Below are 18,843 nucleotides of genomic sequence, written 5' to 3' on the forward strand. Positions count from 1 at the left end.
GCAGTACTTGTTGCTACACCCTAGAGAGTCTAAATGAGCGAGCTGGCGGAAAAGGTCCAACAGGATTTGGTTGAGGCCATCGATAACGATGACCTGGTTCTGCCAACATTACCGGAAGTGGCCCTGCAAATTCGCAAGGCCGCTGAAGATCCGGAAATCAGCGTCAGCGAACTGAGCAAGGTAATCGGCCGTGACACCGCGTTGTCGGCGCGCCTGATCAAAGTGGTCAACAGCCCCTTGCTCCGTGCCGCGCAGGAAGTCACCGATCTGCACACCGCCATCACCCGACTGGGCATCAATTACAGCAGCAATCTGGCGATCGGTCTGGTGATGGAGCAGATATTCCATGCCCGCTCCGAGGTGGTCGAACAGAAGATGCGCGACGTCTGGCGCAAGAGTCTGGAGATCGCCGGGGTCAGCTACGCGCTGTGCCGTCGCTACACCCAACTCAAGCCCGATCAGGCCGCGCTTGGCGGTCTGGTGCACCAGATCGGTGTATTGCCGATCCTGACTTACGCCGAAGACCACTACGAACTGCTTTCGGACCCAGTCAGCCTGAATCATGTGATCGACCACATTCACCCGCTGTTGGGCGACAAACTGCTGCGGGTCTGGGAGTTTCCGGAGCGTCTGGTAGAACTGCCGGGGCGCTATCAGGATTTCAAACGCGATTCGAAAGACATCGACTACGTCGATCTGGTGCAAGTGGCGAGCCTGTATTGCCACAAAGGCACCGACCATCCTTTTGCGCGCATTGATCCGCTCAGTGTTCCGGCCTTCCGCAAGCTCGGAATCGACCCGGATAACGCGGTTCTGTGCGCGGATCTGGAAGAATCGCGAACGATGTTTTATTGATCCAAGACCTTGGTGCTGCCATCGCGAGCAGGCTCACTCCCACAGGAGACCGCATTCCAATATAGGAGTGAGCCTGCTCGCGATGAGGCCAGCAAAACAGACCGAAAAATCATCCAGCAATAAAACTCACCCGCACTTTCAACCCCGCCTCTTCGCCATCATGCAAAGTGATCTGCGCCAGATGCGCACGGCAAATCTCTCCGACAATCGCCAAGCCCAATCCCGAGCCCGCGACTTGCTGGTTGCGCCGGTAAAAACGCTCGAACACCCGGTCTCGCTCTTCCAGCGGAATCCCCGGCCCGTCATCTTCAACCTCAAGCACTGCCGGCGCCGTAACCCGCAGAATCACATTGCCGCCGGACGGCGTATGCGCCAGCGCGTTATCCACCAGATTGCTCAACAGTTCGTTGAGCAACGTCGGCTCACCACGCAGCCAGACCGGTTCGTCAGCTTCTAGCGCCAGCGCCACCCCCCGAGCATGTGCCAGCGGCGCCATGGCCATGCCCAATTCCCGCGCCAATTGACTGAGGTCGAGCAACTGCGCGCCGCCCTCGGCAATCGCCCGCGCACCGTTTTCGACTCGCGCCAGTGACAGCAATTGATTGGCCAGATGCGTCAGGCGATCCGTACTTTGCGCAGACGACTCAAGGGTCGAGCGCCAGACTTCCGGCTCACTCGAACGCAGGCCCAATTCCAGCCGCGCCTTGATCGCCGCCAGCGGCGTGCGCAATTCGTGCGCCGCATCAGCGATAAACTGCGCCTGCCGCTCAAACTGCCCGCGCAGCCGTTCGGTGAAGTGATTGAGCGCCCGCACCAGCGGCCACAATTCATGTTGCACTTGCACCAGCGGCAGGGGCCGCAAGTCGTCGGGCTGGCGCTCTTCCACCGCCGTGCGCAGACGCTCGATGGGTCGCAACGCCGCACTGACGGCGAACCACACCAACAGCAACGCGCCTATCGCCAGCATGCCCAGCCGCAGCAGCGTATCGGCAGCCAGACTGCGCGCCATGCTGACTCGCGCCTCATCGGTTTCGGCAACGCGAATTTCCGCCATGCCGTTCATGTTCGGTTCCGATACGGCTTTCAACAGGCTGACCACGCGCACGTTCTGCCCTCGGTACGTCGCGTTGTAGAAACGCGCCAACGCCGGATAGTCGTCGGTTCTCAGCGTGCCGGGGGGTGGACCGGGAAGGTTTTCGTAGCCGGAAATCAGCTTCTGATGGATGTCGTTGACCTGGTAATAAATGCGCCCGGCACTGTCGTAGGCAAAGGTATCGAGGGCGACGTAAGGCACGTCGGCGCTGAGGGTGCCGTCGCGCTGGGACAGGCCGGCAGCGATGGTCCGCGCAGAGGCCAGCAAGGTCCGGTCATACGCGGTGTCGGCAGCTTCGCGGCCATTCCAGTAGGCACTCAATCCACTGGCCAGCATCAACACCACCAACAGCAGTGCAAGATTCCACAGCAACCGCCAGCGCAGGCTGCTGGGCTTATGCATCGCGGCTTTCCAGCAAGTAACCGAGGCCACGGAAGGTCACGATGGCCACCGGTTGGCCGTCGAGTTTCTTGCGCAGGCGATGCACGTAGATTTCGATGGCGTCGGGGCTGGCTTCTTCGTCGAGACCGAAGACTTGCGAGGCCAGTTGCTCCTTGCTCATCACCCGCCCCGGACGGGCGATCAGCGCTTCGAGCACTGCTTGTTCACGGGAGGTCAAGGTGAGCAATTCTTCGCCAAGAGTGAAGCGTCGAGTGTCGAGATCGTAGGTCAACACACCACAACGCTGCTGGCGTTCGCCGCCGAGCACACTGCGGCGCAACAGGGCTTTGACCCGAGCTTCAAGTTCCGTCAATTCGAACGGTTTGGCGAGGTAATCGTCAGCACCAAGATTGAGGCCATGCACGCGATCCTTCACATCGCTACGCGCGGTCAGCATCAATACCGGCAGGTTCTTGCCCCGCGCACGCAGACGCGCGAGTACTTCAAAACCGTCCATGCGCGGCAGGCCGACATCGAGAATCGCCACCGCGTATTCCTCGCTGGTCAGGGCCAGATCGGCGGCCACGCCGTCGTGCAACACATCCACGGTCAGACCGGTGCTCTTGAGCGCCTGGGCAACACTTTCGGCCAGTTGCAGATGGTCTTCGACGAGCAGAACACGCATGGATCTTTACCTCATTCACGGATGGCCGACGCCACTCTTTGCGGCGGAGTTTACAGCCGCAATCGCTGCTGTGAAGCCTGAAAACCGCGAAAGCCAGCTGAAAGGTTAGCGAAAGGTTAGCTGGTTACAGTCGGCCCACGGACAGTTCCGACTGCCGTCGCTGATGCCACACAGCGTAAAGAAAAACGCCTCGAAGCGTTTTCGACCAATAAGAACAATAAACGGAGTACACCTCGCATGCCGTCCTTGCAGACCAAGGCTCTTACGCCTGTTCGTCCTTCCCGTTTCAGCCACACCGCCCTCGCCAGTGCCGCCGCTCTCGCCGGATTCTCTCCCGTGAGTTTTGCCGACTTCATCGAAGACAGCTCCGCGACTTTCGAAACCCGCAACATGTACTTCAACCGCGATTTCCGCGACGGCACCAGTGCCCAGCAATCAAAGCGCGATGAGTGGGCTCAAGGCTTCATGCTCAATCTGCAGTCGGGTTACACCGACGGCACCGTGGGGTTCGGTGTCGATGCGCTGGGCATGCTCGGGGTCAAGCTCGATTCGAGTCCCGACCGCACCGGCACCGGTCTGTTGCCGACTGACAGCGATGGGCGCGCGGTAGACGAGTACTCCAAACTTGGCCTGACCGGCAAAGTGAAAATCTCCGCCACCGAACTGAAAATCGGCAGCCTGATCCCCGAACTGCCGATCCTCAAACCCAACGACGGACGCATCCTGCCGCAGACCTTCGAAGGTGGCTTGCTGACCTCCAAAGAGATCAAGAACCTGACCTTTACCGGCGGTCGTCTGGAGAAAGCCAAGGATCGCGACAGCACCGATTACGAGGACATCGCCCTCAACAACAAGAACGGCCGCTTTGCAGGCGCCGTCGCCGGTAAACACTTCGATTTCGGCGGCGTGGATTACAAGTTCACCGACAAGATCACCGGCAGCTACCACTTCGCGCAACTCGACGAAGTTTATAACCAGCACTTCTTCGGACTGGTTGCTTCGCGTCCGATGGGCCCCGGTACTTTCGCCACTGACCTGCGATTCGCCGTCAGTGACGATCAGGGCGCAGCCCGTGGCGGCGAGATCGACAACCGTTCCCTCAACGGTCTGGTCAGCTATGCGTTAAGCGGCCACAAGTTCACTGCTGGTTATCAGCACATGTCAGGCGACAGCGCTTTCCCGTATGTCGATGGCAGCGACCCGTATCTGGTCAACTTCGTGCAGATCAACGACTTCGCCGGCGCGGAAGAACGCTCATGGCAGGCACGTTACGACTTCGACTTCGCCAAACTGGGCATTCCCGGCCTGAGCTTCATGAGCCGCTACTTGAGCGGTGACAACATCAAGCTGAAGAACGGCGAAGAAGGCAAAGAGTGGGAGCGCAACTCCGAGATCAAATATGTAGTACAAAGCGGCGCTCTGAAGGATGTCGCCGTGCGTCTGCGCAATGCCACCTACCGTTCCAACTACTCCGCTCGCGACGCTGATGAAGTGCGTCTGCTGGTGAGCTATAGCGTTGCCCTTTGGTAATTGATTGAAATGCCTTGGAGCTGTGATCGGAAGATCAAAAGATCGCAGCCTTCGGCAGCTCCTACATAAAAGCCTTACAACAAGAAACCGTGGAGAATTGAATGAACTTATCACTGCGTAAAGTGGCTCTGGCCGCCAGTTGCATGCTGTTCGCCGGCCAATTGATGGCCGAACCGAAACGTCCGGAATGCATCGCCCCGGCCTCCCCGGGTGGTGGTTTCGACCTGACCTGCAAACTGGCGCAAAGCGCGCTGGTCAACGAAAAACTGCTGACCAAACCGATGCGTGTGACCTACATGCCCGGTGGCGTTGGCGCGGTGGCCTACAACGCAGTGGTCGCGCAGCGCCCGGCCGATGCTGGCACGCTGGTGGCATGGTCGAGCGGTTCGCTGTTGAACCTGGCGCAGGGCAAGTTCGGTCGTTTCGACGAAACCAACGTGCGCTGGCTGGCAGCGGTCGGCACCAGCTACGGCGCCATCGCAGTGAAAAGCGATTCGCCCTACAAGACTCTCGACGATCTGGTACAGGCGCTGAAGAAAGATCCGAGCAAAGTAGTGATCGGTTCCGGCGGCACCGTCGGCAGCCAGGACTGGATGCAGACCGCACTGATCGCCAAGGCTGCCGGGATCAACCCGCGTGACCTGCGTTACGTCGCTCTCGAAGGTGGCGGCGAAATCGCCACTGCCCTGCTCGGCGGCCACATTCAGGTCGGCAGCACCGACATCTCCGACTCCATGCCGCACATCCAGAGCGGCGACATGCGTCTGCTGGCGGTGTTCGCCGACAAGCGTCTCGACGAGCCGGAAATGAAAGACATCCCGACCGCCAAGGAACAGGGCTACGACATCGTCTGGCCGGTGGTGCGCGGCTTCTACCTCGGGCCAAAAGTCAGCGATGAAGACTACGCCTGGTGGAAAGCGGCCTTCGACAAACTGCTGGCCTCGGAAGACTTCGCCAAGCTGCGCGATCAGCGTGAACTGTTCCCGTTCGCCATGACCGGCCCGGAACTGGACACCTACGTGAAGAAGCAGGTTGCGGACTACAAAGTGCTGGCCAAAGAGTTCGGCCTGATTCAGTGATCGTCTTTGTCTAGCGGCCGTGACCTCGCGCATCGAGGTCACGGCCCAGGAGTTCCCCATGCTCTTACAACGCATTTTCGCCTCGCTGCTGCTGCTGGTCTGTGTCGGCCTGGCACTGATGGCGTGGCCGTACCAAGCGGCTTTTTCCTACGAACCGGTCGGCCCCCGCGCCTTCCCGCTGCTGATGCTCGCCTTGATGGGCACCGCGCTGCTGTACATGGCATTTCGTCCGGCGCCGATCAAACACAGCGATGACGAACCGCCACTGGATCGCCCGACCCTGACCAAGATCGCCATCTGCGTCGTGCTGTTGCTGGTGTTCGCCGGCACGTTCGAACCCCTTGGTTTCATCGTCGCCAGCATCATCACCGGCATTCCGATGGCACGCCTGTATGGCGGCCGCTGGCTGCCGAGCGCCGTGATCATCAGCCTGATGGCCGTCGGTCTTTACCTGCTGTTCGACCGATTGATGGACGTTCCGCTGCCGCTCGGCCTGCTCAGCGTTCTGGAGAACTGATATGGATACTCTTGGCTATTTGGGTCAGGGTTTCGGCGTCGCGCTGAGCCCGTACAACCTGGTGACTGCACTCTGCGGCACCCTGATCGGCACCGTCGTCGGCCTGCTTCCGGGCCTCGGCCCGATCAACGGCGTGGCGCTGCTGATCCCGATTGCATTCGCTTTGGGTCTGCCACCGGAATCGGCATTGATTCTGCTGGCAGCCGTTTATCTGGGCTGCGAATACGGCGGCCGCATCAGCTCGATCCTGTTGAACATCCCGGGCGAAGCATCCACCGTGATGACCACCCTCGACGGCTACCCGATGGCCCGCAAAGGCCTGGCGGGTGTGGCGCTGTCGCTGTCGGCGTGGAGTTCGTTCATCGGCGCGTTCATCGCCACTTGCGGCATGGTGCTGTTCGCCCCGTTGCTGGCGAAATGGGCGATTGCCTTCGGACCGGCGGAATACTTCGTGCTAATGGTGTTCGCGATTGTCTGTCTCGGCGGCATGGCCGGTGACCGTCCGTTGAAAACGTTTATTGCAGCGTTGATCGGTCTGTTCCTCTCGACCGTAGGCATTGACGCCAACAGCGGCGTGTATCGCTTCACTGGCGACAACATCCACCTGACCGACGGCATCCAGTTTGTGGTGCTGGTACTGGGCCTGTTCTCCATCAGCGAAATCCTCCTGCTGCTGGAAAAAACCCACCATGGCCAGGAAGCTGTGAAAGCCACCGGCCGCATGATGTTCAACTTCAAGGAAGCGGCGTCGGTATTCACCGTGAACCTGCGTTGCGGCGTGCTCGGCTTCATCATGGGCGTGCTGCCGGGAGCTGGCGCGACATTGGCCAGCGCCGTGGCCTACATGACCGAAAAACGCATCGCCGGTGCCAGCGGCAAATTCGGCCAGGGCGACGCTCGCGGTCTGGCAGCGCCGGAAACCGCCATCGGCGGCGCGGCGTGCGGCGCACTCGTGCCGATGCTGACCCTCGGTGTTCCGGGTTCGGGCACCACGGCGGTGATGATCGGTGCGTTGTCGCTGTACAACATCACGCCGGGTCCGCTGTTGTTCCAGCAACAACCGGACATCGTCTGGGGCCTGATCGCTTCGCTGTTTATCGCCAACGTCATGTTGATCGTCCTCAACATCCCGATGATCCGTGTGTTTACCCGCATCCTCGCTGTGCCGAACTGGGCACTGGTGCCGGTCATCGCGATCATTACCGGGATCGGCGTCTACGCGGTGCACGCCACCACCTTCGACCTGTTCCTGATGATAGGTATCGGCATCTTCGGTTACATCCTGCGCAAGCTGGACTTCCCGTTGTCGCCGCTACTGCTGGGGTTCATCCTCGGCGGTCTGATGGAGCAAAACCTTCGTCGCGCCCTGTCGATCTCCAACGGTGCACTGGAAATCCTCTGGTCGAGCCCGATCACGGTCGGTTGCTGGGTGTTGACGGTGATCATGCTGGCAATGCCGATCATCCGTATCTGGCGCAAACGTTCGGCAGCGCAACGCGCCATCGCCGATGTTTGATCGCTCGTCCCTGCGCGGTTGGTGGGCGACCCCGCTGGTCGGTCTGCTTGGCGGTTACCTCGCCAGCCAGATCGGCTGGCCACTACCGTGGATGGTCGGCTCGTTGCTTGCGATCATCCTCGTACGCTGCCTCACTCCATGGCAATTGACCGAAATCCCTGGCGGCCGCAAGTGCGGCCAGTGGATCGTCGGTATCGGCATCGGCCTGCACTTCACCCCGGTGGTGATGGAGCAGGTACTGAGTCACTTCGGTCTGATTTTCTTCGGTGCTTTGGTCACCAGCCTGTCCGCCGTGGTTGGCGTGTGGTTGATGCGCCGTACCGGTGAAGATCGCGCCACCGCATTTTTCTCCAGCATGCCCGGCGGCTCCGGCGAGATGGTCAACCTTGGCGCTCGCAACGGCGCCAAGCTCAGCCATGTCGCTGCGGGTCAGAGTTTGCGGGTGCTGGTGGTGGTGCTCTGCGTGCCGGCAGCCTTCAAGTATCTGCTGGGCGACGGTACGCCGATCTCCCACGCCGGCAATGTCGATTGGCGTTGGCTGGCGATTCTGTTTCCGGCAGGCGCCCTGCTCGCCTGGCTCTGGCAAAGTTTGCGTCAACCCAATCCATGGCTGTTCGGGCCGTTGCTGGTGAGCGCCACGGTGAGCATTGCCTGGGATTTGCACATCGGTCTGCCGGATGGCGGCAGCCAGATCGGTCAGTGGCTGATTGGCAGTGGGTTGGGTTGTCACTTCAACCGGCAATTCTTTCGGCGGGCGCCATCGTTTATGGGGCGCACGTTGATCGGCACGGCGCTGACCATGTTGATTGCGACATTGGCGGCGTTGGGGTTGAGTGCGTTGACTCAACTGGATCTGCGTTCACTGACGCTGGGCATGATGCCCGGTGGGATTGCGGAGATGAGTCTGACGGCGGAGACCCTGCAATTGTCGGTGCCACTGGTGACGGCGATGCAGGTGATGCGGCTGTTGTTTGTGCTGTTTCTGGCGGAGCCGTTGTTCAAGTACTGGAATCGTAATCCCGAGTAACACCGAGTCAACTTCATCGCTGGCAAGCCAGCTCCCACAGGTTTTTGTGTGTGCCACAAATTATGTGTACATCCCAAAACTCTGTGGGAGCTGGCTTGCCAGCGATGGGGCCCATCAGGCCAACATCAAACCGGCGGCAAACGCCACTCAATCGGCGCTTCGCCATTCTGCTCAAGAAACTTGTTGGTCCGGCTGAAATGCCCGCAACCCAAGAATCCACGATAAGCCGACAGCGGCGACGGATGCACCGAGGTCAGCACCAGATGCTTGGTCGCATCGATCAGCTTCTGCTTGCTCTGCGCATGCGCGCCCCACAGCATGAACACCAGATGCGGCTGCCGCTCGCTGACCAGTTCGATGATCCGGTCAGTGAAAAACTGCCAGCCCTTGTCCTTGTGCGCGTTTGCGTTGGCGCGTTCGACGGTCATGGTGGTGTTGATCATCAACACGCCTTGATCGGCCCAACTCTGCAAATAGCCATGGCTGGGGATATCGATGTTCAGATCGCGCTTCAACTCTTTATAGATGTTGACCAGCGACGGCGGCGCCGGCACGCCCGGCTGCACCGAGAAGCACAAACCATGGGCCTGGCCCGGGCCGTGGTAAGGGTCCTGGCCGAGGATCACCACTTTGACTTTATCCAGCGGCGTTGAATTCAGCGCATTGAAAATCATCGGGCCCGGCGGGTAGATTTCCTTGCCGGCTGCCCGCTCCTGCTGCAGAAAATTGCGCAACTCTGCCATGTAAGGCTGGTCGAACTCAGCACGCAGTGCCTCCTTCCAGCTTGGTTCGAGTTTGATACGGTCGTCAGCAGTCATGGTCATATCCGGCAAAAACAATGGGGCGAACCCTAGGAAAGCCGACCACGCTTGTCAATTGATCTGACGCAGATCCGGCACTTTCCCACACAGCGATCATACTGAACGCTCAATTTCCCGATCGAGGTCACGATGAATCTGCACTTCGAAGAACGTACCGGCACCGACGGCGCCCGCCTCGGCATCGCCAGCCTGGACGCTGAAAAGTCGCTGAATGCGCTGTCCCTGCCGATGATCAATGCCCTCAGCGACAAACTGAACGCCTGGGCCAAAGACCCGCAAATCGTCTGCGTACTGCTGCGCGGCAACGGCGCCAAGGCTTTCTGCGCTGGCGGCGAAGTACGCAGTCTGGTGGAGGCTTGCCGTGCCCACCCCGGTGAAGTTCCACCACTGGCGGCGCAGTTTTTCAGCGCGGAATACCGTTTGGACTACAGCCTGCATACCTACCCGAAACCGCTGATCTGCTGGGGCCATGGCTACGTGCTCGGCGGCGGCATGGGTCTGTTGCAAGGCGCGAGCACACGCATCGTCACCCCAAGCAGCCGACTGGCGATGCCGGAAATCACCATCGGTCTGTACCCGGATGTCGGCGCCAGCTGGTTTCTGTCGCGACTGCCGGGCAAGCTCGGTTTGTTTCTTGGTTTGACCGGCGCACACATGAACGGCCGGGATGCGATTGATCTGGATCTGGCCGACCGTTTCCTGCTCGACGAACAACAGCCGGAACTGATCGAAGGCTTGCTGCAACTGAACTGGCAGGAACAGACCCCGATGCAGCTCAACAGTCTGCTCAAGGCGCTGCAACAGGAAGCCGTGGCACAGATGCCCGAAGCTCAGTGGTTGCCACGCCGACACCAAATCGACGAACTGCTGGATGTCAGCGACGTCACCTGCGCCTGGAAAGCCATCAGCCTGCAACGCGACAGCCGCGACCCATTACTCGCCCGCGCGGCCAAGACTATGAGCGAAGGCTCGCCGCTGACTGCGCATCTGGTCTGGGAACAAATCATCCGCGCACGCCATATGTCCTTGGCCGAAGTTTTTCAGATGGAATACACCCTGAGCCTCAACTGCTGCCGCCATCCGGAATTCAGCGAAGGGGTTCGGGCGCGATTGATCGACAAGGATCAGAAACCGCATTGGCACTGGCCGGACATTCACAATGTGCCGGAGGCGGTGGTCGAGGCGCATTTTCACAAGGTCTGGGAGGGGCGGCATCCGTTGGCGGATTTGTCTTCCTACTAAAATTCAGGCACAAAAAAAGCGGCGCTTTATGCGCCGCTTTTCTTTGCAGGTGTTACCAGCGGTTGCCGCGACCGTTGTGGTCACCTCGGTCGCTGTGTCGGTCGTAATTGCCGCGACCGCGATGATCATCCCAGCCACCACGACGGTGATCGTTCCAGTTGCCACGATCATTGCCGCGCCAGCCACGGTTGTCGTAATGACGCGGTGCCGGCTGGTAATAGCGCGGCTGCGAGTAATAACGCGGAGCCGGCTGGTAGTAACGTGGTGCTGGCTGGTAGTAGCGCGGGGCCGAGTAATACGTGCTGCCACCGCTGTAATAATTGCCGCCACCGCTGTAGTACGCCGGTGCGGGTGAGGTGTAGACCTCCGACCTGTAATAGGTGTCTGCGTAGGAGTAAGGGGCACAACCGGCCACGGAAAACATCAACACGGCAAGCAGTAGGATTCGGCGATACATGGCGGCCTCCTGGACCGCGGATTGCCCACACCAGCGACGCTGGCAGGCATCAGTCGTTTATTCGGTGACTGACGAAAGATCTGACATCGTTTTCCGAATCTGGTGCGTTTCTGCAACAAGTTGAAACAAGTGATTGATGAAAGCTTATTCACCCGTCCACGCCGTCATTCAGCCGCTGATTAGTGGTGGCCACCGTGATATCCGCCGCCGTGATAACCCCGCCCGTAGCCGCCGCGATAGCCGTAACCACCGTAGTAATACCGGGCGCCGCCGTAGTAGCGCGGGCCGTAATATCCGCCGTAGTAATAGGGAGAGTAATAACCGGGATAGTAATAGGGCGTTGCGTACACATTGGGCGGAGCGTCGTAGTAGTAACAACCGGACAAGCCCAGACCGAGCACTGCACCGAGCAGCGTTTGACGTAACAGCTTTTGAACACGCATGACGGCCTCCTGAAAGACCAGCGACAGCAGTCGGCACAGACCGGCTGACATCAGTTTTGACTGAGCAATTCATGCCGAGTGCCCTGCGGCGCCGGCCTTCAGATCAATGGCACAGCTTGCGCAGCCGTGCCCTCAGGCCGATCATGCGCAATACACGCAACCCGGCCGCAATGGCATCTGCGTACACATCGTGTTTATGGCTGACCCTTGATGAATCAACCCGACCTCTGCCCCGCCTGTGGCGCACGCAACGACTGCTCACTGGCCGATCCGCGAACCGCCGACCGCGCCTGCTGGTGCTACGGCGTGAGTATCGATCCGGCAATCCTCGAAGCGCTGCCGCCAGAACTGCGCGACAAGTCGTGCCTGTGCCCGCGCTGCGCTCAGGTCGAGGCGCAACTGCAAGCGTCTGCCCGGTCGATCCCGTAAGATGCCCGCCCCTTTGCCTGCCGATTTCTGACCATGCGCGTCGACCGCTTCCTCAGCAACCTGCCCCGCTTCAACCGTCAGCAGGTTCGCCTATTGCTGGTGGAAAAGCGCGTGCGCGTTGACGGAAAAGTCGTCAGCGATCCGCATAGCGAGGTATTGGAATTCAGTCGCGTTGAAGTCGATGACGAGTTGTTGCAACTCGGCAAACCGGCGCGCTATTTCATGCTGCACAAACCGCCAGGCTGCGTCAGCGCCACGCGTGATCCGCAACACCCGACTGTGCTGGACCTGATCCATGAGCCGGACAAGGACGACCTGCACATCGCCGGGCGCCTGGACTTCAACACCACCGGGCTGATGCTGATCACCAACGATGGCAGTTGGTCACGCCGCCTCACTCAGCCGCAAACCAAATCGCCAAAGGTCTACTACGTCGAGACCGAGCAAGACATAGGCGCGGAATATGCGATCAAGTTTGCCGAGGGCATCTACTTCGCCTTCGAAGACCTGACCACGCAACCGGCGCAACTCGAACTGCTTGGGCCGAGGTCTGCGCGCTTGAGCATCGTCGAGGGGCGCTACCATCAGGTGAAGCGCATGTTCGGCCACTTCGACAACAAAGTGTTGCGCCTGCACCGCGAATCCATGGGCCAGTTGCTGCTGGATGACGCGCTAAAACCGGGCGAGTACCGCGCTTTGCGCACCGAAGAGATTCATTTGTTCTAAGCCGCCGACCGCTCAGCAGAACTTGTCGAACAATTCACCAACGGCACTTGCGCGATCCCCATGCCCCTGCTTGAATCAGGACGTCGGCCGAATTGTGACCGACGAGTCACACCATACCTCTAAGAAACTTTTTGCCGGGCGGAGAGCCACCAGCCTTCACCTCCCCCGACAAACTGCCCGCCAATAACAATACCCGTCGACCTGCCGTTCCGGATCGACATGGGCCCCAAAATTCCAGGCGTATGCCTACCTGTCACAAAGCTCGTGCAATCTCTATTTGCGCGCATACCCGCTTGCTTGCCAGGAGTCTTATGACATGAGGCCAGAAATCGCTGTGCTGGATATACAGGGTCAGTATCGGGTTTACACGGAGTTCTATCGCGCAGACGCCGCAGAAAAGACCATTATTCTGGTCAACGGCTCGATGGCCACGACTGCGTCGTTTGCACAAACCGTGAAAAATCTGCACCCGCAATTCAACGTGGTCTGCTACGACCAGCCCTACGCGGGCAAGTCAAAGGCCCACAATCGCCACGAGAAAATGCTCACCAAGGAAGTCGAAGGCCAGATCCTTCTGGAACTGATCGATCACTTTGGCGCCGAGCACGTATTGTCGTTTTCCTGGGGCGGCGCTGCCACTCTGGTGGCACTTGCGCAACGGCCACGACGTATAGAGAAGGCCGTGATCAGCTCGTTCTCGCCGGTGATCAACGCCCATATGCTCGACTACCTCGAGCGCGGCATCGACTACCTCGGCAGTCGTGATGGTGATCGCGTCGGGAACCTGGTCAACAGCACCATCGGCAAACACTTGCCGTCGCTGTTCAAGCGCTTCAACTATCGTCACGTCAGCAGCCTTGCCGAACACGAATACGGCCAGATGCACTTCCACATCAGCGATGTACTGCACAGCGACCGTCAGTGCTATTTGAATGCAGCGCAGAAAATCGATGTGCCGGTGCTGTTCGTCAACGGCGAGTGGGATGAATACACCGCCGCCGACGATGCGCGCCTGTTCGGCAACCATGTGGCACACAGCACCTTCATGACCCTGCAAGCCACCGGGCACTTCCTCGACATGGAACACAAAGCTGCATGCCGCGACAGCCAGAACGCCCTGCTCGACTTCCTAAAACCAACGGCGCAGACAAACCGAACGCATTACCGGTTTGTGCAGGATCAACATGCATTGGCCATTTGAAAGCGTCAGCGCGAGCAAGTCTGCGGGCCTGAGGTATCAGCGTCTCCTCACCTGCCAGGCTTGCCCGCGATTGACCGATTTCAGCGCTGTAACGTCATGCGAGCAAAAGAAAACTTCAAATCCGTGGCCGAGTCTGGTACAAAGTCAGCCGCTCTGAGCGGGTATAGTTTAATGGTAGAACAGTAGCTTCCCAAGCTTCCGACGAGGGTTCGATTCCCTCTACCCGCTCCAATCGAATTTCAGTCTCACGTTGTGTTTTTGACGGGAGATGCAAGTAACGATAAACCGGCCTTGTTCGCCGGTTTTTTTGTGTCTGGCGTTTAGTTAACCCCACTGTTTCAACGACAATAGCCAACGCAAAATTGCCACCTCGCCATACGGACAGGAATCCACGATGGAAGTCACTCAGATTGCAGCGCTCATCGTCAGTCGACTTGATGAGCTGGCCCCCGATATCCAACGACAATGGCACAACCCTGAAGGCACGCACACGCGCCATTTTCTTGTGGATGCTTTGCTGACCGACGAGATGGCGCAGTCGATTTATGACGCGTTTCCGCGCAATGCCGATGGCTTTTTCGACCGCCAGTCGTTCCGCGAAAAGAAAAAGACCCTCACCGATCTCTCCGATTACCCGCAGATTCTGAGCGCCATCACCTACGCGATGCAGCATGAATCGGTGGTGAACAAAGTCGCGCAGTTGATCGACATGCCTGACATCGTTCCAGATCCAAGCCTTTATGCAGGCGGTCTGTCGATGATGTTCAAGGACGACTTCCTCAACCCGCACATCGATAACAGCCACGATGGATCGCGCGATCTGTATCGCCGTCTGAACCTGCTTTATTACGTGTCGCCGGATTGGGTGCTGGAAAACGGCGGCAATTTCGAGCTGTGGGATAACCACGTCAAAACACAGAAGACCATCGTCTCTCGGTTTAATCGACTGGTGGTGATGGAAACCAACAAACTCTCCTGGCACTCAGTAAGCGGAGTCCGCGTAGAGACTGCTCGTTGCTGTGTATCCAACTATTACTTTTCAGCAACCTCGCCGGACGACCACGAATACTTTCACGTAACGTCGTTCAGCGGCCGCCCGGAAGAAACCGGGCGTCGCCTGCTGGGCATCGTCGACAATTCTTTGCGCAACGTGATTTCCAAGGTATTGCGCGTGGGACGTGGCACGAAGCTGGTGAACAAGAACAAGTCCGGGGACTGAGGCTGTATTTCGGCGAGTGGCTCCTTGTCTTTAGAACCGTAACGACAAAACAACCGGCCTTGATCGCCGGTTTTTTGTATCCGCGATTTAGTCATCCACAAGGATTTACTCAAGAAAACGGCACTCAGTATCTTGCAACAAGCGCTGCGTTGACTTGCTCAGTCGGCAGCGCCATGGGGGACAACGAATAGGCTCTACCCGAAGGTTGAATGTTGTTCTGCGTTTTGCAGTAAACCCGAGGTGAGGAGACTTGTTTCCTCACCTCAAAATCTGATATCCGCAGCTCAGCCCTTACAGATCATCAACACTCTCGCGATTCTCACTTTCCACACAACCCGCTAGCATTTATCAATCGATCACCACCCTCCCCCTGCGCGGCCAACAACGAGCACGCGTCTGTACTTTTCGAGGGATTCCACATGGCGGCCAGCATGCCGCTGATGACAGAACTCAGAAGAGCACTTAATCCATGACTCAAAACATTTACGACGATCCCGAGTTTTTCCGGGGCTACAGCCAGATGAGCCGCTCCATCGGCGGCCTCGACGCGGCGCCGGAGTGGCCGGCGCTTCAAGCGTTACTGCCACCGACGCACGGTTTGAACGTGGTCGATCTAGGCTGCGGCTACGGCTGGTTCAGTCGTTGGGCCAGCGAGCACGGCGCCGCGAACGTGTTGGGGCTGGATGTTTCGGAAAAGATGCTGGAACGCGCCCGCGAAACCACTTCAGCGGTAAATATTCGCTACGAACGTGCCGACCTTGAACAGCTTGATTTATCTGCCTGTAGCTTCGATCTGGCGTATAGCTCCTTGGCGCTGCATTACATCAAGGATCTATCCGGGCTATTCGCCAATGTCTACGCGGCGCTGAAACCAGGCTCACACTTTGTTTTTTCCATCGAACACCCGATCTTCATGGCGCCGCGCAATCCCGGTTGGCTGATCGACAATGAAGGACGCAAACGCTGGCCGCTGGACAGTTATCAGATGGAAGGCGAGCGCGTGACTAACTGGCTGGCCGAAGGTGTGATCAAGCAACACCGTACGGTCGGCACACTACTTAATACGTTGATCGCGGCAGGCTTTAGCATTCGGCATGTCAATGAATGGGGGCCGAGTGATGCAGACGTGGCCGCACAACCGGCACTGGCGGAAGAACGCGAGCGGCCGATGATGATGCTGGTGGCGGTACAGCGCTAACGCATCAATCAATTGTGCAGAGGGAGCATGCTCCCTCTGCACAGGCTTGTTCCATGTCAGCGCGTCGCGACGATGAACAATCGCGGAAACGGCAGCAGAACCGAACCATCCTCAAGCGTCGGATAAGCCTTCTCTACCGCCGCCAGATACTGCTCCAGGTACTGCGCCCGCTCCGTCTCGGTCAACGGATTGAGAAACGGTATCAGCCCACTGCCCTTGAACCACTCGACGACGCCTGAAGCACCACCCGACAGCTGATGGTGATACGTGGTGCGCCACACATCGACCCGCGTGCAGTGCGCACGCAGCATCGAGAAGTAAGTGCTGGCAGTCGCCATCTCGGTACGCTGCCCGGCGGCGCCGGCAAGTTTGCTCGCCCACGGGCCATCGGCCGCGACTTCACGCATCAACCGGTGGGAAGGTTCGTTGAGGTTGTCGGGCATCTGGATCGCCAGACTGCCGCCGGGTGCGAGCTTGCTGGCCAATGCCGGCAGCAACGAGGCGTGGTCCGGCAGCCACTGCAACACCGCATTGGCAAAGATCACATCGAACGGACCTTCATCCGCCCAGCGATCAATCTGCGCCACTTCAAATTGCAGCTGCGGTAAACGCTTGCGTGCCGCCTCGATCATGTCAGGCGAGCTGTCCAGCCCGCAGACCTTTGCCCCTGAAAAACGCTGTACCAGCAGTTCCGTCGAGTTCCCGGGGCCACAACCAATATCGACCACCGACCGCGCGTCGGTCGTGGGAATCGCCGCCAGCAGATCGCGGGCCGGGCGGGTGCGTTCATCTTCAAAAGCGACGTACTGTTTGGCGGACCAACTCATTGCGTTTCTCCTGTCGGGGCATTTCAGCGGTTCGTCACGATACAGGCTGCGATGCGAGCTGATCCAGAGCGACTCATTGCAAACGGTGTCAGCAGATTCATGGCTTATCGCCAATTCATCGGTTCTTATGTTTTTGACGACCGTCCGTCGAACCAAATCAAAGCGATTTTGACAGCTAAAAAATCGTACCTATAGTCAAGGTGCGGCAGTCGGAAGGAACCCGACGCATCAATTTTCGTGCTGGGAGCACGGCCAGTTCATACCTCATGACCGGTGGGTTCCGCCAGTAGTGTGCTCGCAACAGCCAAGTGGCAAGCAAGCGTCGTCGCGTCTCGATCGAGTCCGACGATCACTATGAAAAAGGAGCTTAACCATGTCTCGAGTCACGGATATTCTGGTTTCCATCGACACCGAAACTATCCTGAAAAACTATCCGAATATCAGCAAGAATCCTGCTTCGCCCACCATGATCGATGTCAATCATGTGTACATGGTCACCAATCAGAATAACGTGGTCAGCGGCCAGGCCGGGGGTGAACTGAACCTCAAGGCGCAGGTCGGTGATCTGATTCGCTGGCGTGAAACCAGTCTGTCGCAGAGCTTCGAAACGGCAGTCATTTTCTACAAGTTCATTGGCAACAAAGGCAGCGAGCTGATCTCGACACCTACGCCGCGCAAGGCTACAGCCTGCGTCGCGGTGCCAAACACCAGCAACCCTTCAGTGCCAAGCTGCCAGAAAGTCGATAACCATTACTGGTCGTCCGAAACCCTGGAATGCGGCAGCGTGACCTATCACTTCCACTTCCTGATCGTCGATCGCGACTGCAAGATCGTCGGCTGCTGCTCGTGGGACCCGTTCATCACTATCCGCAACTGATACGGCGCGAGGCCTCTTGATAACGAGGGGCCTCCCCTTTCGATTGCCACCCCGGCCGGAACAGAATGTCTTGCCTGGACCAATGCGTTTGCCGTTTTGCACCACCATCATGAAAGGAATCCATGATGACTTCCGCACCTGTCCCGTCGCCGTCTTCCGGCGACACCAGCGCACACAATATATTGCTGATCATTGATGCCGAATCGCTGCTTACGCACTATCCGAGCCCAAGCCAGGATGCCGCGAAGCCAACCGGCATCAGCGATGGATTCATCTTTTTCGCAGCCGGTAACACTTCGAAAGAAATAGTTATAAATGACAGTAAAATTACGCTTCCCGTTGATATCGGCCAGCTCATCCACTTGCGGGGCAGAACCGTAAGCCTGATCACCGATCACAGCGCGGTGATTTACGGCATGACTGTCGACAACAGCGGCATCCTTTCCAATCCAGCGCTTGAAGTTCACACCGGCCTCACCGTCCCCGCCCCCAACCCGCAATCCCCTACGGAGCCAAGCAGTCATAAGGCTGATGATCACTTCTGGGCTTGCACGACGAAGAAACCGGGCACCGTTAAGTGCGAGCTGAGTTTCATGCTGGTCAATCAGCAATGTGAGGCGGTCGGTTACTTCCACTGGACGACAGAGATCGTAATCAAGCCTTGAAGGTACTCCCGAAAAGCCCATCGCAAGACCGGGTTTTAATGGACAGCCGTAGATA

20 protein-coding genes and 1 tRNA gene are annotated in these 18,843 nt (G+C 58.5%); 15 read left to right on the forward strand and 6 right to left on the reverse strand.

The window, feature by feature from the left end; genetic code table 11:
• Positions 1–33 precede the first annotated feature (33 nt).
• Positions 34–855, forward strand: a complete 822-nt coding sequence (locus ACIOZM_RS16285; RefSeq protein ID WP_401215684.1) for an HDOD domain-containing protein — start codon at positions 34–36, stop codon at positions 853–855.
• Positions 856–964: 109 nt separating this feature from the next.
• On the opposite strand, the gene ACIOZM_RS16290 is transcribed toward ACIOZM_RS16285, so the two are convergent.
• Positions 965–2,350, reverse strand: coding sequence for a sensor histidine kinase (locus ACIOZM_RS16290; RefSeq protein WP_401215686.1), 1,386 nt, complete (start codon positions 2,348–2,350; stop codon positions 965–967).
• The gene (locus tag ACIOZM_RS16295) at positions 2,343–3,014 is read right to left on the reverse strand and encodes a response regulator (protein WP_401215688.1); all 672 of its coding nucleotides are present in this window, start codon (positions 3,012–3,014) and stop codon (positions 2,343–2,345) included. Before ACIOZM_RS16295 ends, ACIOZM_RS16290 begins: the two co-directional genes overlap by 8 nt.
• Positions 3,015–3,251: 237 nt before the next feature.
• Between ACIOZM_RS16295 and ACIOZM_RS16300 the strand changes: the two genes are divergently transcribed.
• The 5 genes from ACIOZM_RS16300 (at position 3,252) to ACIOZM_RS16320 (ending at position 8,683) form a co-directional block, all read left to right on the forward strand.
• Positions 3,252–4,544 (forward strand): OprD family porin, encoded by a 1,293-nt coding sequence (locus ACIOZM_RS16300; protein WP_401215690.1) that lies wholly within the window; start codon positions 3,252–3,254, stop codon positions 4,542–4,544.
• A gap of 101 nt (positions 4,545–4,645) precedes the next feature.
• Positions 4,646–5,623 carry a Bug family tripartite tricarboxylate transporter substrate binding protein gene (locus ACIOZM_RS16305; protein ID WP_401215692.1) on the forward strand — a complete coding sequence of 326 codons (978 nt, stop codon included), beginning with the start codon at positions 4,646–4,648 and terminating at the stop codon, positions 5,621–5,623.
• Positions 5,624–5,681: 58 nt separating this feature from the next.
• On the forward strand, positions 5,682–6,140 hold the full coding sequence (locus tag ACIOZM_RS16310; protein ID WP_401215694.1) for a tripartite tricarboxylate transporter TctB family protein: 459 nt from the start codon (positions 5,682–5,684) through the stop codon (positions 6,138–6,140).
• A gap of 1 nt (position 6,141) precedes the next feature.
• On the forward strand, positions 6,142–7,656 hold the full coding sequence (locus ACIOZM_RS16315; RefSeq protein ID WP_401215696.1) for a tripartite tricarboxylate transporter permease: 1,515 nt from the start codon (positions 6,142–6,144) through the stop codon (positions 7,654–7,656).
• Positions 7,649–8,683 (forward strand): AbrB family transcriptional regulator, encoded by a 1,035-nt coding sequence (locus ACIOZM_RS16320; RefSeq protein ID WP_401215698.1) that lies wholly within the window; start codon positions 7,649–7,651, stop codon positions 8,681–8,683. Before ACIOZM_RS16315 ends, ACIOZM_RS16320 begins: the two co-directional genes overlap by 8 nt.
• A 125-nt stretch (positions 8,684–8,808) precedes the next feature.
• Here the strand turns inward: ACIOZM_RS16320 and ung are convergent, their stop codons facing one another.
• On the reverse strand, positions 8,809–9,501 hold the full coding sequence (ung, locus tag ACIOZM_RS16325; protein ID WP_401215700.1) for a uracil-DNA glycosylase: 693 nt from the start codon (positions 9,499–9,501) through the stop codon (positions 8,809–8,811).
• Between the two features lie 132 nt (positions 9,502–9,633).
• Here ung and ACIOZM_RS16330 point away from each other — a divergent pair, with 132 nt between their 5' ends.
• Complete coding sequence (locus ACIOZM_RS16330; protein WP_401215702.1) at positions 9,634–10,746, forward strand: enoyl-CoA hydratase/isomerase family protein; 1,113 nt, start codon at positions 9,634–9,636, stop codon at positions 10,744–10,746.
• Positions 10,747–10,798: 52 nt separating this feature from the next.
• Here the strand turns inward: ACIOZM_RS16330 and ACIOZM_RS16335 are convergent, their stop codons facing one another.
• Positions 10,799–11,203, reverse strand: coding sequence for a hypothetical protein (locus ACIOZM_RS16335; RefSeq protein ID WP_401215704.1), 405 nt, complete (start codon positions 11,201–11,203; stop codon positions 10,799–10,801).
• A 179-nt stretch (positions 11,204–11,382) separates the two neighbouring features.
• Complete coding sequence (locus ACIOZM_RS16340; RefSeq protein ID WP_401215706.1) at positions 11,383–11,646, reverse strand: hypothetical protein; 264 nt, start codon at positions 11,644–11,646, stop codon at positions 11,383–11,385.
• 210 nt (positions 11,647–11,856) lie between these two features.
• Between ACIOZM_RS16340 and ACIOZM_RS16345 the strand changes: the two genes are divergently transcribed.
• The 6 genes from ACIOZM_RS16345 to ACIOZM_RS16370 all read left to right on the forward strand — a co-directional run bounded on the left by ACIOZM_RS16345 (position 11,857) and on the right by ACIOZM_RS16370 (position 16,419).
• The gene (locus tag ACIOZM_RS16345) at positions 11,857–12,075 is read left to right on the forward strand and encodes a cysteine-rich CWC family protein (protein WP_401215708.1); all 219 of its coding nucleotides are present in this window, start codon (positions 11,857–11,859) and stop codon (positions 12,073–12,075) included.
• Between the two features lie 33 nt (positions 12,076–12,108).
• Complete coding sequence (locus tag ACIOZM_RS16350) at positions 12,109–12,801, forward strand: pseudouridine synthase (RefSeq protein ID WP_401215710.1); 693 nt, start codon at positions 12,109–12,111, stop codon at positions 12,799–12,801.
• Positions 12,802–13,117: 316 nt separating this feature from the next.
• Entirely contained in the window at positions 13,118–14,002 is an 885-nt protein-coding gene (locus ACIOZM_RS16355) for an alpha/beta fold hydrolase (protein WP_401215712.1), read from the forward strand.
• A gap of 157 nt (positions 14,003–14,159) precedes the next feature.
• Positions 14,160–14,233, forward strand: a tRNA-Gly gene (locus tag ACIOZM_RS16360).
• Positions 14,234–14,396: 163 nt separating this feature from the next.
• Positions 14,397–15,221 carry a 2OG-Fe(II) oxygenase gene (locus ACIOZM_RS16365; protein ID WP_401215714.1) on the forward strand — a complete coding sequence of 275 codons (825 nt, stop codon included), beginning with the start codon at positions 14,397–14,399 and terminating at the stop codon, positions 15,219–15,221.
• A gap of 469 nt (positions 15,222–15,690) precedes the next feature.
• A complete protein-coding gene (locus ACIOZM_RS16370; RefSeq protein ID WP_401215715.1) occupies positions 15,691–16,419 on the forward strand; it encodes a class I SAM-dependent methyltransferase in 729 nt (242 codons plus the stop codon).
• 56 nt (positions 16,420–16,475) lie between these two features.
• Here the strand turns inward: ACIOZM_RS16370 and tam are convergent, their stop codons facing one another.
• On the reverse strand, positions 16,476–17,246 hold the full coding sequence (gene tam, locus ACIOZM_RS16375) for a trans-aconitate 2-methyltransferase (protein WP_401215717.1): 771 nt from the start codon (positions 17,244–17,246) through the stop codon (positions 16,476–16,478).
• Between the two features lie 373 nt (positions 17,247–17,619).
• Here tam and ACIOZM_RS16380 point away from each other — a divergent pair, with 373 nt between their 5' ends.
• Complete coding sequence (locus ACIOZM_RS16380; RefSeq protein WP_401215719.1) at positions 17,620–18,123, forward strand: inclusion body family protein; 504 nt, start codon at positions 17,620–17,622, stop codon at positions 18,121–18,123.
• A 125-nt stretch (positions 18,124–18,248) separates the two neighbouring features.
• A complete protein-coding gene (locus ACIOZM_RS16385) occupies positions 18,249–18,788 on the forward strand; it encodes an AidA/PixA family protein (RefSeq protein WP_401215721.1) in 540 nt (179 codons plus the stop codon).
• Positions 18,789–18,843 lie beyond the last annotated feature (55 nt).

The sequence above is a fragment of the Pseudomonas sp. NPDC087346 genome (genome assembly GCF_044744235.1).
Classification (GTDB): domain Bacteria; phylum Pseudomonadota; class Gammaproteobacteria; order Pseudomonadales; family Pseudomonadaceae; genus Aquipseudomonas.

Coding starts and splice junctions, on each gene's coding strand:
- ACIOZM_RS16285 (WP_401215684.1), top strand. CDS start 34: ATGAGCGAGCTGGCGGAAAAGGTCCAACAGGATTTGGTTGAGGCCATC.
- ACIOZM_RS16290 (WP_401215686.1), bottom strand. CDS start 2,350: ATGCATAAGCCCAGCAGCCTGCGCTGGCGGTTGCTGTGGAATCTTGCA.
- ACIOZM_RS16295 (WP_401215688.1), bottom strand. CDS start 3,014: ATGCGTGTTCTGCTCGTCGAAGACCATCTGCAACTGGCCGAAAGTGTT.
- ACIOZM_RS16300 (WP_401215690.1), top strand. CDS start 3,252: ATGCCGTCCTTGCAGACCAAGGCTCTTACGCCTGTTCGTCCTTCCCGT.
- ACIOZM_RS16305 (WP_401215692.1), top strand. CDS start 4,646: ATGAACTTATCACTGCGTAAAGTGGCTCTGGCCGCCAGTTGCATGCTG.
- ACIOZM_RS16310 (WP_401215694.1), top strand. CDS start 5,682: ATGCTCTTACAACGCATTTTCGCCTCGCTGCTGCTGCTGGTCTGTGTC.
- ACIOZM_RS16315 (WP_401215696.1), top strand. CDS start 6,142: ATGGATACTCTTGGCTATTTGGGTCAGGGTTTCGGCGTCGCGCTGAGC.
- ACIOZM_RS16320 (WP_401215698.1), top strand. CDS start 7,649: ATGTTTGATCGCTCGTCCCTGCGCGGTTGGTGGGCGACCCCGCTGGTC.
- ung (WP_401215700.1), bottom strand. CDS start 9,501: ATGACTGCTGACGACCGTATCAAACTCGAACCAAGCTGGAAGGAGGCA.
- ACIOZM_RS16330 (WP_401215702.1), top strand. CDS start 9,634: ATGAATCTGCACTTCGAAGAACGTACCGGCACCGACGGCGCCCGCCTC.
- ACIOZM_RS16335 (WP_401215704.1), bottom strand. CDS start 11,203: ATGTATCGCCGAATCCTACTGCTTGCCGTGTTGATGTTTTCCGTGGCC.
- ACIOZM_RS16340 (WP_401215706.1), bottom strand. CDS start 11,646: ATGCGTGTTCAAAAGCTGTTACGTCAAACGCTGCTCGGTGCAGTGCTC.
- ACIOZM_RS16345 (WP_401215708.1), top strand. CDS start 11,857: ATGAATCAACCCGACCTCTGCCCCGCCTGTGGCGCACGCAACGACTGC.
- ACIOZM_RS16350 (WP_401215710.1), top strand. CDS start 12,109: ATGCGCGTCGACCGCTTCCTCAGCAACCTGCCCCGCTTCAACCGTCAG.
- ACIOZM_RS16355 (WP_401215712.1), top strand. CDS start 13,118: ATGAGGCCAGAAATCGCTGTGCTGGATATACAGGGTCAGTATCGGGTT.
- ACIOZM_RS16365 (WP_401215714.1), top strand. CDS start 14,397: ATGGAAGTCACTCAGATTGCAGCGCTCATCGTCAGTCGACTTGATGAG.
- ACIOZM_RS16370 (WP_401215715.1), top strand. CDS start 15,691: ATGACTCAAAACATTTACGACGATCCCGAGTTTTTCCGGGGCTACAGC.
- tam (WP_401215717.1), bottom strand. CDS start 17,246: ATGAGTTGGTCCGCCAAACAGTACGTCGCTTTTGAAGATGAACGCACC.
- ACIOZM_RS16380 (WP_401215719.1), top strand. CDS start 17,620: ATGTCTCGAGTCACGGATATTCTGGTTTCCATCGACACCGAAACTATC.
- ACIOZM_RS16385 (WP_401215721.1), top strand. CDS start 18,249: ATGACTTCCGCACCTGTCCCGTCGCCGTCTTCCGGCGACACCAGCGCA.